This is a genomic window from Paracoccus sp. (in: a-proteobacteria) (genome assembly GCF_039808215.1).
GTDB lineage: Bacteria > Pseudomonadota > Alphaproteobacteria > Rhodobacterales > Rhodobacteraceae > Paracoccus.
In genome coordinates this window covers 1-14,172 of the sequence record NZ_JBDHSP010000074.1, presented here as the reverse complement: position 1 = coordinate 14,172, position 14,172 = coordinate 1, and the positions used below count along the sequence as shown (strand labels likewise).

General features: G+C 67.9%; 14 protein-coding genes. 3 read left to right on the top strand and 11 right to left on the bottom strand.

Going from position 1 to position 14,172, the window contains the following annotated elements; translation table 11 throughout:
• Positions 1-89 precede the first annotated feature (89 nt).
• From WMK75_RS16145 to WMK75_RS16120, 6 genes are all read right to left on the bottom strand, one after another.
• A complete protein-coding gene (locus tag WMK75_RS16145; protein ID WP_347268639.1) occupies positions 90-1,415 on the bottom strand; it encodes a sigma-54 dependent transcriptional regulator in 1,326 nt (441 codons plus the stop codon).
• A 20-nt stretch (positions 1,416-1,435) separates the two neighbouring features.
• Positions 1,436-3,229: an ATP-binding protein gene (locus tag WMK75_RS16140; protein WP_347268638.1), complete on the bottom strand. Its 1,794-nt coding sequence runs from the start codon at positions 3,227-3,229 to the stop codon at positions 1,436-1,438.
• A 66-nt stretch (positions 3,230-3,295) separates the two neighbouring features.
• Complete coding sequence (purQ, locus tag WMK75_RS16135; protein WP_347268637.1) at positions 3,296-3,964, bottom strand: phosphoribosylformylglycinamidine synthase subunit PurQ; 669 nt, start codon at positions 3,962-3,964, stop codon at positions 3,296-3,298.
• 157 nt (positions 3,965-4,121) lie between these two features.
• Positions 4,122-5,333, bottom strand: a complete 1,212-nt coding sequence (locus WMK75_RS16130) for an NADP-dependent isocitrate dehydrogenase (protein ID WP_347268636.1) — start codon at positions 5,331-5,333, stop codon at positions 4,122-4,124.
• 340 nt (positions 5,334-5,673) lie between these two features.
• Positions 5,674-6,795, bottom strand: coding sequence for an HD domain-containing protein (locus tag WMK75_RS16125; RefSeq protein ID WP_347268635.1), 1,122 nt, complete (start codon positions 6,793-6,795; stop codon positions 5,674-5,676).
• Positions 6,796-6,824: 29 nt separating this feature from the next.
• The gene (locus WMK75_RS16120) at positions 6,825-7,484 is read right to left on the bottom strand and encodes an alpha/beta hydrolase (protein WP_347268634.1); all 660 of its coding nucleotides are present in this window, start codon (positions 7,482-7,484) and stop codon (positions 6,825-6,827) included.
• Positions 7,485-7,650: 166 nt separating this feature from the next.
• Here WMK75_RS16120 and WMK75_RS16115 point away from each other — a divergent pair, with 166 nt between their 5' ends.
• Together WMK75_RS16115 and WMK75_RS16110 are read left to right on the top strand one after the other, a co-directional pair.
• Entirely contained in the window at positions 7,651-8,109 is a 459-nt protein-coding gene (locus WMK75_RS16115; RefSeq protein WP_347268633.1) for an Rrf2 family transcriptional regulator, read from the top strand.
• 3 nt (positions 8,110-8,112) lie between these two features.
• Complete coding sequence (locus WMK75_RS16110) at positions 8,113-9,144, top strand: Gfo/Idh/MocA family oxidoreductase (protein WP_347268632.1); 1,032 nt, start codon at positions 8,113-8,115, stop codon at positions 9,142-9,144.
• An 8-nt stretch (positions 9,145-9,152) separates the two neighbouring features.
• On the opposite strand, the gene WMK75_RS16105 is transcribed toward WMK75_RS16110, so the two are convergent.
• Both WMK75_RS16105 and mce read right to left on the bottom strand, forming a co-directional pair.
• Positions 9,153-9,413: a DUF1467 family protein gene (locus WMK75_RS16105; RefSeq protein ID WP_347268631.1), complete on the bottom strand. Its 261-nt coding sequence runs from the start codon at positions 9,411-9,413 to the stop codon at positions 9,153-9,155.
• Positions 9,413-9,817 (bottom strand): methylmalonyl-CoA epimerase, encoded by a 405-nt coding sequence (mce, locus tag WMK75_RS16100; RefSeq protein ID WP_347268630.1) that lies wholly within the window; start codon positions 9,815-9,817, stop codon positions 9,413-9,415. The genes WMK75_RS16105 and mce overlap by 1 nt, the downstream gene beginning before the upstream one ends.
• Positions 9,818-9,952: 135 nt before the next feature.
• Between mce and WMK75_RS16095 the strand changes: the two genes are divergently transcribed.
• On the top strand, positions 9,953-10,684 hold the full coding sequence (locus tag WMK75_RS16095; protein ID WP_347268629.1) for a response regulator: 732 nt from the start codon (positions 9,953-9,955) through the stop codon (positions 10,682-10,684).
• Between the two features lie 3 nt (positions 10,685-10,687).
• Here WMK75_RS16095 and WMK75_RS16090 read toward each other — a convergent pair whose 3' ends face one another.
• From WMK75_RS16090 to WMK75_RS16080, 3 genes are read right to left on the bottom strand one after another with little or no spacing between them, the layout of a single operon-like run.
• The gene (locus tag WMK75_RS16090) at positions 10,688-11,371 is read right to left on the bottom strand and encodes a GNAT family protein (protein ID WP_347268628.1); all 684 of its coding nucleotides are present in this window, start codon (positions 11,369-11,371) and stop codon (positions 10,688-10,690) included.
• Between the two features lie 21 nt (positions 11,372-11,392).
• On the bottom strand, positions 11,393-12,571 hold the full coding sequence (locus WMK75_RS16085; RefSeq protein WP_347268627.1) for a DUF1501 domain-containing protein: 1,179 nt from the start codon (positions 12,569-12,571) through the stop codon (positions 11,393-11,395).
• A 9-nt stretch (positions 12,572-12,580) separates the two neighbouring features.
• Positions 12,581-13,951, bottom strand: a complete 1,371-nt coding sequence (locus tag WMK75_RS16080; RefSeq protein ID WP_347268626.1) for a DUF1800 domain-containing protein — start codon at positions 13,949-13,951, stop codon at positions 12,581-12,583.
• Between the last annotated feature and the right edge of the window lie 221 nt (positions 13,952-14,172).

The window sequence follows — 14,172 nt, the reverse complement described above, 5'->3', positions numbered from 1 at the left end:
CAGACAACGAATCACGGTGGATTCCTCCGGTGCAAGACCTTTCACAGCGCCAAAGACACTTGTGGGTAACTGCAAGGGCACCGCGCCGCTTACAGGTAATCCCCGCGGCTGAGGCCATATTTCGCCATCTTCTCGTTCAGGGTGCGGCGCGGCAGGCACAGCTCGTCCATGACCGCGGCGATACTGCCCTTGTGGCGGCGCATGGTATTGTCGATCAGCATCTTTTCAAAGCTTTCAACATATTCCTTCAGCGGCTTGCCCTCGGTGGTGGTCGCCTCCTGCGTCTCCTCGCCATCGGCCATCAGCAGCGAGGCGATCGAGCCGGAGCCGCGGCGGTTCTGCAGCACCGCGCGCTCGGCCACGTTGATCAGCTGGCGCACATTGCCGGGCCAGGGCGCCTGCAGCAGCTGCGCCGCCTCCTGCGCGGTGACCTGCGGCGGCTCGCAGCCATATTCCTCGGAGAATTGTTCGGTCATGCGGGTGAACAGCGTCAGGATGTCCTCGCCGCGCGAGCGCAGCGGCGGCAGGGTGATCTTCAGCGCGGTCAGGCGATAGAACAGGTCGGGGCGCAGCGAATCCTCGGCACGGCGGCCCTCGCCACGCGCGTTGGAGATGGCGATGATCCGCGTCTCGGCCGGGGCGCCCTGATCGGCGATGAAGGCCAGAAGCCGCGCCTGCAGCGGATCCGACAGCGCCTCGATGTCCTCGAGGCACAGCGTGCCGCCGCGCGCCTCCTCGACCGCGGGCAGCCCGTTCTCGACCGGGCCGAACAGCCGGGTGGCGAGGATCTCGTCGTTATAGGCGGCGCAGGAGATCGGCACGAATTTCTTCGCCGCGCGCGGGCCCACGGCATGCAGCGCATGCGCCACCAGCGTCTTGCCGGTGCCGGTCTCGCCGTCGATCAGCACATGACCGTCGGCCTGGCCCAGGTCCAGGATGTCCTCGCGCAGCCGGTCCATCACCGGGCTGGTGCCGATCAGCTTGGACATCACCTGCTGGCCCTCGGACAGGTCGCGGCGCAGGGCGCGGTTGTCCAGTGTCATCCGTCGCGCCTGCCCGGCCTTCTTGACCAGCTCGGTCAGGCGCTCGGGGTTGAAGGGCTTTTCCATGAAGTCCATGGCGCCGATGCGCATGGCCTCGACCGCCATCGGCACGTCGCCATGGCCGGTGATCATGATCACCTGCAAGCCGGAATCGATGCCCATCAGCCGCTTGAGGAAGGCCATCCCGTCCATTCCCGGCATGCGGATGTCGGAAATCACCACCCCCGGCCAGTCGGCCCCGATGACCTTCAGCGCCTCGTCGGCGCTGGCAAAGGTCTCGGTCTCGAAACCGGACAGCACCAGCCATTGGCTGATCGATTCGCGCATGTCGGGTTCGTCATCGACCACGGCGATTTTCAGACTGCGGCTCATGGCGTGTCACCCCTCTTTCATCATTCCGCTGCCAGTCGCCTTCCGGCCTTCCTGCCGGGATGGTGCAGCGGCAGTTCCAGTTCGAATACGGCGCCGCGCCCCTCGCCCTCCGGGGCGTTGTGCGCGGTCAGGCGCCCACCGAAATCGGCAGCGATCCCCGACGAGATCGCCAGCCCCAGCCCGGTGCCCTCGCCGGGCTTCTTGGTGGTAAAGAACGGCTCGAACAGGTTCTCCAGGTCCGAGACCCCCGGCCCGTTGTCGCGCACCGACAGGAAGGCATGCAAGCCCGAGCTGACCGAGATCTCGATCGCGGGGTCGCGCATGCCCCGCGTCGCGTCCACCGCGTTCCTGAGCAGGTTGATGATGATCTGCTCAAGCCGGATGCGGTCGCAATAGACCATGACCGGATAGCGCGGCACATTGCGGCTCAGGCGGATGGTGCGGCTGCGCAGCTGCGGCTCCATCATCACCAGGGCGCTGGACAGCGCCGCGCGCAGGTCCACCGGCTCGAAGGCCTCGCCGCCCTTGCGGGCATAGGATTTCAGCTGCCGGGTGATCGCGCCCATCCGGTCCACCAGATCGTCGATGCGCTGAAAGCTCGACAGCGCCTCCTCGCCGCGGCCGCGCTGCAACAGCAGCCGCGCCCCGGCCAGATAGGTCTTCATCGCCGCCAGCGGCTGGTTCAGCTCATGGCTGACGCCGGCCGACATCTCGCCCAGGGCGGCCAGCTTGCTGGACTGCTGCACGGTCTGCTCGGCCACGCGCAATTCCTTCTGCACCCGCTCGCGCTCGGCGATCTCGCGCGTGAGCCGCAGGTTCAACGCCCGCAGGTCGGCCGATTCGCGCATATAGGCGGCCGATTCGACGCGGGCGCGCCGCGACAGCAGATAGAACACCGCCGCCAGCAGGATGGCAAAGCCCATGATCACCATGGCCAGAACCGCGTTCACCCGCTCGCGCACCGAATCATAGGTGGTAAAGGCGACCATCTCCCAGCCGCGGAAGGGGATGCGCGTCTCGGACTGGATCACCGCCTTGCCCTGCACATAGCCGTCGACCGGCGGCGCGGCCCAGTCCGCGGTGACCTGGAAGGCGCGCGCGATGGCCGAGGGCGCCGAGCGCACGGCCAGCGCCTCGGGCAGGGTCCGGCCACGCCAGCGCGGCTCGGTGGACAGGATGATCTGCCCGGCGCTGTCGGTGACCGCGATCGCATCCGAGATCCCGGCCCAGGACCGCACCAGCCGCGACAGATCGGCCTCGACCACCACCACTCCCAGCGTGCGCCCGTCCGCGACCACGGTGCGCGCATAGGCGAATTCATAGCCGCCCTGCGCCGTGGGCGAGACGGTGAACACCGTATCCTTCGAACGCATCGCCTCGACGAAGAACGGCTCCTGCACGAAATTCGTGCCGATCAGGTTGCGGTCGGTGGCCCCCACCACCCGCCCCGAGGCGTCGAGCAGCTTGATCGAGGCGGCGGCAATTTCCTTCTGCGCCATGATCAGCCGCGCCGAAGTGCCGGAAAAATCGTTGTCCACCAGCGCCGAGATCAGCGCCGGGTCGCGCACCAGCAGTTGCGGCACAACCGAGGTGCGCTGCAGTTCCGACAGCAGGTTGCCGATATAAAGCGCCGAGCGCAGTTCCGTGCGCACCCGCGTCGTTTCCGAAAACCGCGCCGTCAGCCAGGAATTGGTGAACCAGATCGTGCCGATGGCCACGACCAGCAGCACCGCGACGATGCCGCGCAAACCCCAGCGGCTAGCCGGGCTGGCCCTGCCATCCGCCAGAGCACTGGAATCACCAAGCTTTCCCATGCGCCTCCGGCATCGCCCCCGCGAGGGGGGCCGCACGATTCTAATCCGCAGGAGGACCGCGTCAAGTCAGGCGCGCACCAGTTCCCGCGCCAGCGACGCAAACAGCCGCGCGCCGTCGGTGCCGCCATGCGCCGCATCTGCGGCCCGTTCGGGATGCGGCATCATGCCCAGCACGCGCCGGTTCGGCGAAAGCACCCCCGCGATGTCGGATACCGAGCCGTTGATCGCCGGCGCATAGGTGAAGGCGATGCGGTCCTCGGCCTGCAGCGCCGCCAGTTCCTCGGGGCCGATCTGGTAATTGCCGTCGCCATGCGCGACCGGGACGCGGATCAGTTCGCCCGCAGCATAGCCGGCGGTAAAGGCACTGTCGGCGGTCGCCACCCGCAGCACGGTCTCGCGGCAGACGAATTTCAGCCCGGCATTGCGCATCAGCGCTCCGGGCAGCAGGTCAAGCTCGGTCAGGACCTGAAAGCCGTTGCACACGCCCAGCACATAGCCGCCGCGCCCGGCATGACTGCGGATCGCCGCGGCCACCGGCGAATGCGCGGCGATCGCGCCGCAGCGCAGATAGTCCCCGAAAGAAAATCCGCCCGGCACCGCGACCAGATCCGTGCCCGCCGGCAGGGCATCGTCCTTGTGCCAGACCTTGACCACCTCGGCGCCGGCCTGCGCGAGGGCGATCTCCAGATCGCGGTTGCAGTTCGACCCGGGGAAGGTGATGACGGCGGCTTTCATGGCGCGGCTCCGGCTGATGGCTTGGGCATCAGATAGTGCAGCACGGCGCCGCTGTTAAGGCGTCACCGCCGATTTCCGCGCCGATTGCCGGGTTCTCCCCGGAAAAACGCAAGGGGCCGGGGTTTCCCCCGGCCCGATGCCCGGCGCGGCGCGAGGCTCAGGCCAGCGCCTTGTTCAGGTATTCGTCCACCTTTTCCAGATAGCCCATGGTCGAGAGCCATTTCTGGTCCGGCCCGACCAGCAGCGCCAGGTCCTTGGTCATGTGGCCGTCCTCGACCGCCTGCACGGTGACCTGCTCAAGCGTCTGGGCGAATTTCAGCAGCTGCGCATTGTCGTCCAGCTTGGCGCGGTGCTTCAGCCCGCCGGTCCAGGCGTAGATCGAGGCGATCGAATTGGTCGAGGTCTGCTTGCCCTTCTGATGCTCGCGGTAATGGCGCGTCACCGTGCCATGCGCGGCCTCGGCCTCGACGGTCCTGCCATCGGGCGTCATCAGCACCGAGGTCATCAGGCCAAGCGAGCCAAAGCCCTGCGCCACGGTGTCGGACTGCACGTCGCCGTCATAGTTCTTGCAGGCCCAGACATAGCCGCCCGACCACTTCAGGTTCGAGGCCACCATGTCGTCGATCAGCCGGTGTTCGTAGGTGATCCCGGCCTTCTTGAACTTCTCGGCGAATTCGGCGTCGAACACTTCCTGGAACAGGTCCTTGAAGCGGCCGTCATAGGCTTTCAGGATGGTGTTCTTGGTGGAAAGGTAAACCGGATAGCCGCGGTTCAGGCCATAGTTCATGCTGGCGCGGGCGAAATCGCGGATCGAATCGTCGAGGTTGTACATGGCCATCGCCACACCCGAGGACGGCGCCTGGAACACCTCGTGCTCAATGGTCTCGCCGTCTTCGCCGACGAACTTGATCGTCAGCCTGCCCTTGCCGGGAAAGCGGAAATCTGTGGCCTTGTACTGGTCGCCAAAGGCGTGCCGGCCGACCACCACCGGCTGGGTCCAGTGCGGCACCAGGCGCGGCACGTTGCGGCAGATGATCGGCTCGCGGAAGATCACCCCGCCCAGGATGTTCCGGATGGTGCCGTTGGGCGATTTCCACATCTTCTTCAGGCCGAATTCCTCGACGCGGGCCTCGTCGGGGGTGATGGTGGCGCATTTCACGCCCACGCCATATTGCTTGATCGCATTGGCGGCATCCACGGTGATCTGGTCAGAGGTGCGGTCGCGCTCCTCGATGCCCAGATCGTAATATTTCAGGTCGATGTCCAGATAGGGAAGGATCAGCTTCTGCTTGATGAAGTCCCAGATGATCCGGGTCATCTCGTCGCCGTCCAGCTCGACGACTGGGTTTGCGACCTTGATCTTCGACATGGAGAGTCCCCCTTTGGCATGAATGTGCTGCCGGCGCTATAGCCGCAATCGCGCTGAAAGGAAAGACGGTATGCAACGGTATGCAAAAGATCGCGCATGCCGGGCGCAGCGGCGCGAATTCGCGCAGCGCATTGTCTGCATGGGCCTTTCCACAGGCGCGGGCAGGACATGATCATGCACTGGCAAACCGCCTGCCCTGCAGGGCTGACCATGACGAATCGCAAGGTGGTCACTGCCCGGCTCGACAGTCGGCTGGCGCTGCATCGCGCGCAGGCTGGCCGAGGGGTATCAGGGCAACGGCCGCCCGCGGGTCAGCGCCAGCCCCTGATCCTGCGCGGGGTCAGGCGAAATGCGCTCGCAGGCGCAGATGCAGGTGCCGCCACAGATCGGGGGCGCCGCAGGCGATCCAGCTCCCGACCCGCTGCTCGATCTGCACGAGCGTCACCTGATACTCGACCCAGCCGATACCGCCGGTGGCAAGGTTCTGCAGCACCGGCTGGCAGCGGTCCAGCGCCTTGGCAAAGACGGCATCGGGGCTGGAGGCGGCCTCGAATTCCTGCCACAGCGCCAGGAGCTCGGCCCCCTGGCCCGCGGGCAGCAGGCCAAAGATGCGCCGCGCCGCCGCGGTCTCGGCCGCCTGCACCGCGGCCGAGCCATGCGTCTGGCCCTGCGCCGAATGCAGCGGCACGTCGCCGCAGTCGATCTCGACCAGATCATGGATCAGCAGCATGCGGATCACCCGACCGATATCGACCCCGGCCCCGCAATGCGGCGCCAGCACCAGCGCGTAAAGCGCCACGTGCCAGCTGTGCTCGGCGCTGTTCTCGTGGCGCGAGGCGTCGCCCAGCATGCTGGCGCGGGTGACGGATTTCAGCCGGTCGGCCTCGGCCAGAAACGCCAGGCGCTGCGCGAACTCGCCCTGCGGCGCGCGCCCCGCCAGCAGGTCCTGCGCGCCTGCCCAGGCCTCGGGCCATTCCTGCGCCAGGCGGGCCACGCGACCGCCGCTCAGATTGTCGCGCGCGATCTGCAGATGCAGGGGCAGCGGCTCTGGCGCCGACAGCACCTGAAACAGCGGCTGGGCATGGTCCATGCGCCGCGCCATGCGCGCACAATCGCCCGCTCCGGTCTCGAATTCCTGCCAGAGCGCCAGTTGCGCCGCGCCCTCGGGTGACAGGGCAAACAGCCGTTCGGCGGCCACGGCTTCGGCGGCCTGCACCGCGTCCCAGTCCTGCGGCAGGTGGATCGGATGGTCGCCGCAGTCGATCTCGACCAGATCATGCAGCAAAAGCATGGCGATGGCGCGGTCCGATGCGCCATGGACCAGCGCGTATAGCGCGGCGTGCCAGCTGTGCTCGGCGCTGTTTTCGGGCCGCGACAGGTCCATCAGCACATTGGCGCGGCTGACCGATTTCAACCGGTCGGCCTCGGCCAGAAACGCCAGGCGCCGCGCCGTCGCGGTCATGGCGCTGCCCCCGGGAACCGGCGCGCGGCTCAGCGCGTGGTCTCGGTCAGGCGGCGGCGGACATAGGCCTGCACGGTGGCGATCATCGGCGCCATATGCGCCTCGTCGTCGCGGAAGAAATGGTCCGCGCCCTCGATTTCCTCATGGGTGACGGTGATGCCCTTCTGCTCGCGCAGCTTGCCGACCAATGCATGCGTGTCCTTGGGCGGCGCCACCCGGTCGGCCGAACCGTTGATGATCAGCCCCGAGGACGGGCAGGGCGCGAGGAACGAGAAATCGTAAAGATTGGCCGGCGGCGCCACCGAGATGAAGCCGGTAATCTCGGGCCGGCGCATCAGCAACTGCATGCCGATCCAGGCGCCAAAGCTGAAACCCGCGACCCAGCAATGCTTGCTGTTGGGGTTCATCGCCTGCAGGTAATCCAGCGCCGAGGCCGCGTCCGAAAGCTCGCCGATGCCCTGGTCGAATTCGCCCTGGCTGCGCCCCACGCCGCGGAAGTTGAAACGCATGACGGTAAAGCCCATGCGGTGGAAGGCGTAATGCAGGTTATAGACCACGCGGTTGTTCATCGTGCCGCCATATTGCGGATGCGGATGCAGGATGATGGCGATCGGCGCGTCGGGTGCGGCCTGAGCGTGATAGCGCCCCTCGAGACGACCTTCGGGACCGGGGAAAATCAGTTCGGGCATGGTCTTCCTTTGAAATCTCGGGTTCCTTGACCCAATGGCAGCGCGGCTCTAGACCGTCAATCTGGGAAGCGCGCCCGACATAGGCAAGACTGCGGTCAGGGACGGAGCAGGGGAATTAGCCCCTGACGCACACGCCGTCAACGATCCGCGGCGGGAGGAGAGCAAGATGAAACTGTCCACCAAGGGGCGCTACGCCATGGTCGCGCTGGTCGATCTGGCGGTCGCCAAGGGCGAGGACCTGACCTCGCTGGCCGAGATTTCCAAACGTCAGGACATCTCGCTGCCCTATCTCGAGCAGCTTTTCGTGCGCCTGCGCCGCGCCGGGCTGGTCGATTCGGTGCGCGGCCCCGGCGGCGGTTATCGCCTGGCGCGCGCCCCCGAGACGATCCGCGTCGCCGAGGTGCTGGAGGCGGTCGATGAGACGGTCAGCGCGCTGCATGTCGGCGCCGGCGCCTCGGGCGGGGTCTCGGGCTCGCGGGCGCAGACGCTGTCGAACCGGCTGTGGGAAAGCCTCTCGGCGCATGTCTATGTGTTCCTGCACAACCACACGCTGGCGGATGTGGCCAGAAACCAGCTGCTGCCCTGCCCGGCCCTGCCCAAGATCCTGTCGATCGTGGACGACTGAGCCATGCGCGTGCTTGTCGCCGGACTGGGCAACATGGGGCGCAGCCACGCGCTGGCCTGGCTGAAACAGCCGGGCGCCGAAATCGTCGGGCTGGTGATGCGCAGCCCGGTGGCGCTGCCGCCGGAACTGGCGGCCATCCCGCAAGAGCGCGATTTTCACGCGGCGCTGACGCGGTTTCGCCCCGATATTGTGGTCGTCGCCACCTATACCGACAGCCATGCCGAATTTGCCATCGCCGCCATGCGCGCCGGGGCGCATGTCTTTGTCGAAAAGCCGCTGGCCGCCACGGTCGCCGACGCCCGCCGGGTGATCGCGGTGGCGGGTGAAACCGGCCGCAAGCTGGTCGTGGGCTATATCCTGCGCCACCACCCCAGCTGGCAGCGCCTGATCGCCGAGGCGCGCGCCCTGGGCGGGCCCTGGGTCTTTCGGCTGAACCTGAACCAGCAGTCCAGCGGCCCGACCTGGGAGGTGCACAAGGCCCTGATGCAGACCACGCCGCCGATCGTCGATTGCGGCGTGCATTATGTCGATGTCATGTGCCAGATCACCGATGCCGCCCCGCTCGAGGTGCGCGGCATGGGCCTGCGCCTGTCGCATGAAATCGCCGAGGGCATGTATAATTACGGGCATTTCCAGGTGATCTTCGCCGATGGCTCGCTGGGCTGGTATGAGGCCGGCTGGGGGCCGATGATGTCGGACACGGCCTTTTTCGTGAAGGATGTGGTCAGCCCCAACGGCGCGGTCAGCATCCGCATGGCCGAGGACGCGCGTTCGGACGACATCGACACCCACACCCGCACCGCGACCCTGCGCCTGCACCGCCTGGGCGAGGCCGACCGGGACATCTCCATGCGAGGCGAGCCGGGCCATCAGGACCTGTGCGACGCCGAGGCCGCCTTCATGGCCCGCGCCATCGCCGAGGACATGGATCTGGAGCGCCACATGCAGGATGCGGTGGCCTCGCTCGCCGTCTGCCTTGCGGCCGACGAATCGGTGCGCAGCGGCCGGCCGGTGCGGCTGGACGCCCCGGGCTGAGCAGCGCCTCAGCCCGTCCAGGCCTCCAGGTCGGCGCGGGTGATGACATCCCATTCGATGATGTAGAAGATCACCGCCCAGATCAGCGCGGTGATCAGCGTCGCCCACAGCATCTTGCGCCCCAGTCTCGGCTCGTGCGGGGCGCCGGCGGGGGTCCCGGGGACGACATGGCCGGCCTCGGCCTGGCTTTTCTGGCCGATGGGCAGCAGCACGAACAGCACCAGAAACCAGATCACCGCGTAAAGGATGATGCCTCCGGTCGGGCTCATCAGACCTGTTCCAGTTCGATCAGGCAGCCGTTGAAATCCTTCGGGTGCAGGAACAGCACCGGCTTGCCATGCGCGCCCGTCTTCGGCTCGCCGCTGCCCAGGACGCGGGCGCCCTCGGCCAGCAGCCGGTCGCGGGCGGCCAGGATGTCCTCGACCTCGAAACACATGTGATGGATGCCACCCGCGGGGTTCTTGTCCAGAAAGCCGCGGATCGGGCTGTTCTCGCCCAGGGGGTAAAGCAGTTCGATCTTGGTGTTCGGCAGTTCGATGAAGACCACGGTCACGCCGTGGTCGGGCTCGTCCTGCGGCGCGCCGACGCTTGCCCCCAGCGTGTTGCGATATTGCCCGGCCGCAGCCTGCAGGTCCGGCACGGCAATGGCGACATGGTTCAGGCGTCCGATCATGGTGTCCTCCGTCATTTGCGCCCTTCTAGGACGGTCCAGCGGCCGGTTAAAGGAAAACCCGTGCCCGTTAACCGCATCTTAGCGAATCCGCGCGACGCTTGGCGGCAGCGCAAAGCCCAGGACAGGATGGCGGTGATGACGGAAAGGAACGAAAACCACACGGGGCAGTTGCCCAACTGGCAGGCCACCAGGCCCGACCGGCCGCTGACCGGCCTGACAGTGCTGGTGGTCGAGGATTCGCGCGTCGCCTCCGAGGCGGTGCGGCTTTTGTGCCTGCGCTCGGGGGCGCGCATCCGTCGCGCCGACAGCCTGCGCGCCGCCATGCGCCATCTGCAGGCCTATCGCCCGGGTGCGGTGCTGATCGACATGGGCCTGCCCGATGGCGACGGTGCCGAGATGATCGGGCTGATCGCGCGCACCGCGCCAAGGGTGCCGGTGATCCTGGGCATCTCGGGCGATCCGGCAAATCGCGAATCGGCGCTGCGGGCCGGGGCCGACGGCTTTCTGGGCAAGCCCATCGAAAGCCTCGCCGTCTTTCAGCAGGCGATCCTGTCGGTGCTGCCGGCCAATGCGCGCCTGCAGGGCCCGCGCGCCCTGCCCGACGACATCATCCCCGCCGATCCCGGGGCGCTGCGCGACGACCTTGCGCATGTTGCCGAGGTGCTGGACCGCGCCGATGACACCGAGGCCATCGAATACATCGCCCGCTTTCTGGCCGGGGTGGCGCGTTCGGCCCATGACCGCATGCTTGAGGATGCAGCCAACGCGCTGGCCCGCGATCACGCGCGCGGAGGCGCGCTGGCGATGAATCTGGCGCGGATCAGCGGGCTGGTGCAGGACCGGCTGGCGGCGGTGCGCGCCTCCTGAGGCTTATCGGCCGATCAGCGCTGCCAGGCTCTGGCGCTGGCGGCCCTCGGCGTCGAAATTCTGCGGCGCCAGCCAGGCCCGATGCGCCAGCGCCAGCGCTGGCCAGTCGCCGTCGATGATCGCGAACCAGGCCGTGTCGCGGTTGCGGCCCTTGTAGATCATATGCTGGCGAAAGATACCTTCAAAGACAAAGCCATAGCGCAGCGCCGCCCGCCGCGAGGGGGCGTTCAGCGCATCGCATTTCCATTCCACCCGGCGATAGCCGGCGTCGAAGGCCCAGCCGATCATCAGCGAAATCGCCTCGGTCACCGCCGGGCTGCGCTGCATCGCCGGCGAGATCAGGATATGCCCGATCTCGATCACGCCATTTGCCGGGTCGATTCGCATGAACGAGGCCTGACCACCGATCTGCCCGCCGGCACGGTCGCGCAGCGCGTAAAAGCACGGATCGGCCTCGGCGGCCATCTGGTGCTGCCAGTCGCGGAAGGCCGCCACATCGGCGAAGGGGCCATTGAACATATAATCCCAGACCCAGTCCTGCCCCTGAACAGCGGCGAACAGCTCGTCGGCATGGCGCGCGGGGTCCAGCCGCTCCAGCACGACATGGCGCCCCTCGATCCGAGCCGGCCCGGGGACGGGCGGCGGCGCAAAGCCGGTAACTGCGGCGCCGATCGGGCGGTCGGTCATGTCCTTGCCTTTCCTGAAGGTTCAGGCCAGCATCTCCGGATCGGTGCCAAGGTCAAGACCGGGAAAAATCGTGCGCTCCAGCAGGTCGGGGGCAATGCCGAACAGCCCGCGCATCGCCCAGCCGGCATAGGCGCGGATGTCGCGCGTGGGCATCAGGTCGCGGTCGGCGTAAAGCTGGCCCTCGCCCAGACCGGGCCAGTCGCCGAAGGCGCGCCCGCCGCGGATCGCGCCGCCGGCCATGATCAGCGCGCCGCCGGTGCCGTGATCCGTGCCGCCCGAGCCGTTCTCGCGCACGGTGCGGCCGAATTCGGTCATCGCCAGCACCGTTGTCCGGCCCCAGTTCGGCCCCAGCCCGTCGCGCAGCCCCAGGATCGCCGCCGCCAGCCGATCCAGAGCCCGGCCCAGCACCGCCTCTTGCCGGGCGTGGCTGTCCCAGCCGGCGATGGAAAAGGCGGCGATGCGGCTGGCACCGTTCAGCCGGTCGGCGGCAAAGGCCGCCAGCGCCTGCGCATCGGCGGTCGGTCCCTTCAGCGGCGCCATGCCCGAGGTCTCGGCCTCGATCTGCACCGCATCGCGGGCCGCCTCGCGAAACAGCGCGTCCTCGTGATAGACATGTTCAAGCAGCGCCTGCGCCTGCGGCGACAGCGACAGCGAGGCGCGCGGCGCCCAGCTCAGATGCGCGGCGCTGCCGGCAAGGATCGCCATCTGCTCGACGCCCACGGAATAGGCCGTCTCGGCGCTGGCGCCGGGGGTGGCCTGCAGCAGCCGGTTCAGCCAGCCGCCGATACGGCGGTCCACTGGCAGGTCGTTACCCGTCCCGGCCTCGAGCAGGTCCTGGCCGTCAAAATGGCTGCGCTTGTCACGGTAAGGGGTTGATACCGCATGCGCAAAACCCAGCTCGCCCTTTTGCCACAGCGGCATGAGCGGCCCCAGCCGGGGGTGCAGCGAAAAGAACCCGTCCAGATCCGCCGCCCCCGCCCCTGGCCCCGCCGACAGGTCCCGGCGCAGCTGGCGCAGCATCGGATCGCCATAGGGCTGGATCGCGTCCAGCCCGTCCATGGCGCCGCGCAGGATGATCACCACCAGCCGGTTCTCGCCTGGCAACGCCGCGAAGGTCATCGAGTTCAGCAACGGATGCGCCGCGGCGGAACAGCCCAGCAGCGCAGCACTTTTCAGAAACAGGCGTCGGTCAAGTTTCATGGCTTTCCCCTATCGCCGGTTGAAATCGCCCGAGGCGAGGATCAGCGCCACGCCCTCGGCGGCGCTTTCGGCCCTGGGCACCGCCCAGGCCAGTTCCGCGGATTCGGTGCCGGCAAGGCTGGTGGCCAGCATCTGCCGCGGGTCGGGCAGTTCGGCCAGCAGCAGCCGCGGCGCGCTGAGCGACCAGTTGACGCGCGCGGCCAGCGTCTGCGGCCCGATCCAGGCCTCGGCCGCCTCGGGCCAGCCGTCCGGCCCCCGCGGTCGCCCCCAGGGCTGGCCCATCGCCCCGAGCGGTCTCCAGATCGCGCGGCGAAAGGCCGCTGGCTCCAGCGCCGCCAGTTGCGCGCCGCTGACCCCCAGGGCGCGCAGCCCCGCCACCGTCAGGTCGAAGGGCTGGCGCACCTTTCGGCGCAGGTTCAGCGCCAGTGCCGGATGGGTCGCCAACACGCCATAGACCTGCGCCAGATCGCCGCCGCTGCCCTGCCAGGCGGCGGCCAGCGCCGCGACCAGATCCTGCGGCGGATCGTCGGCGACGAAATGCACCGCCAGCTTGCGCGATACATGCTGCGCCGTCGCCGGATGGCGGGCGATGTCGCGCAGGGCCTCGGCGATATCCTCCAGCCCGCCGTGCCGCCGGCCGCCATATTTGCGGCCCAGCACGGTTTCCGCCCCCGGCTCGGCCTGGCCGGGGCGAAAGCTGAAGCCGTCGCGATAGTCAAAGCTGAGCCCGGTCAGCAGTTCCGCCAGCTGCCGCACATCGGCCTGGGTATAGGCGGCGCCCACGCCCAGCGAATGCAGCTCAAGCGTCTCGCGCGCGAGGTTCTCGTTCAGGCCCAGCTTGCGGTCCGGGCGCCTGCGCACAAAGGCCGAGTTCGGACCGCGGCTGGCCACCTGGTCCAAATAGAGCAACATCGCCGGATGGGTCTCGGCGGCGATCAGCATGTCCTCGAAACGGCCGCCCAGATGCGGGCGAATCGCCTCGTCCACGAAGGCCATGGCGATCGGGGTGTTCACCACCCCCATGGCGCGGACGGTAAAGTGATCGGCCCAGAACTGCACCAGGCGCTCGCCAAAACCCGGCGGATCGTCGACGGCGCGGATCACGCGGCGGCGCAGATCGTCGAAGGCCATGCGCGTCAGCTGGCGGCGGATCTCGGCAAGACCGGGCTCATGCGCCGCGCCCTGCTCGCGCCGAGCCTTGTCGCGCGCGCGGTATTCCTGGGCAAGCTGCATGGCGCCGGCGGTGGTCATCGCCTCGGGTCCGGGCCCGGCCAGCGCCGGCGCCGCCAGCAGCACCGCCACGTCCGCCGGCGGCGACATCCGCGGCGACAGGCCAAAGCCCAGCCGGATGGCCGCCAGTTCCGGAAATCCGATCTTCATGCGCAAGCCCCCTGCCGCCTTCTCGCGCGGCCAGCATGGCACGTTTCCCGCGCCGGTGGCATTCACGCTTTCTTCAGCCATGGGCGGAGCGGCAAGACCCCGCCGAAGCGGCAGCAGGCGGTAATCCTCCCCATGGTTAAGGGAATGCGAAGGTAGAATTTTCTCGGCAAGATGGACGAGGAGATTCCGATGAAGAAGAGCCGTTTCACCGAAGCCCAGAT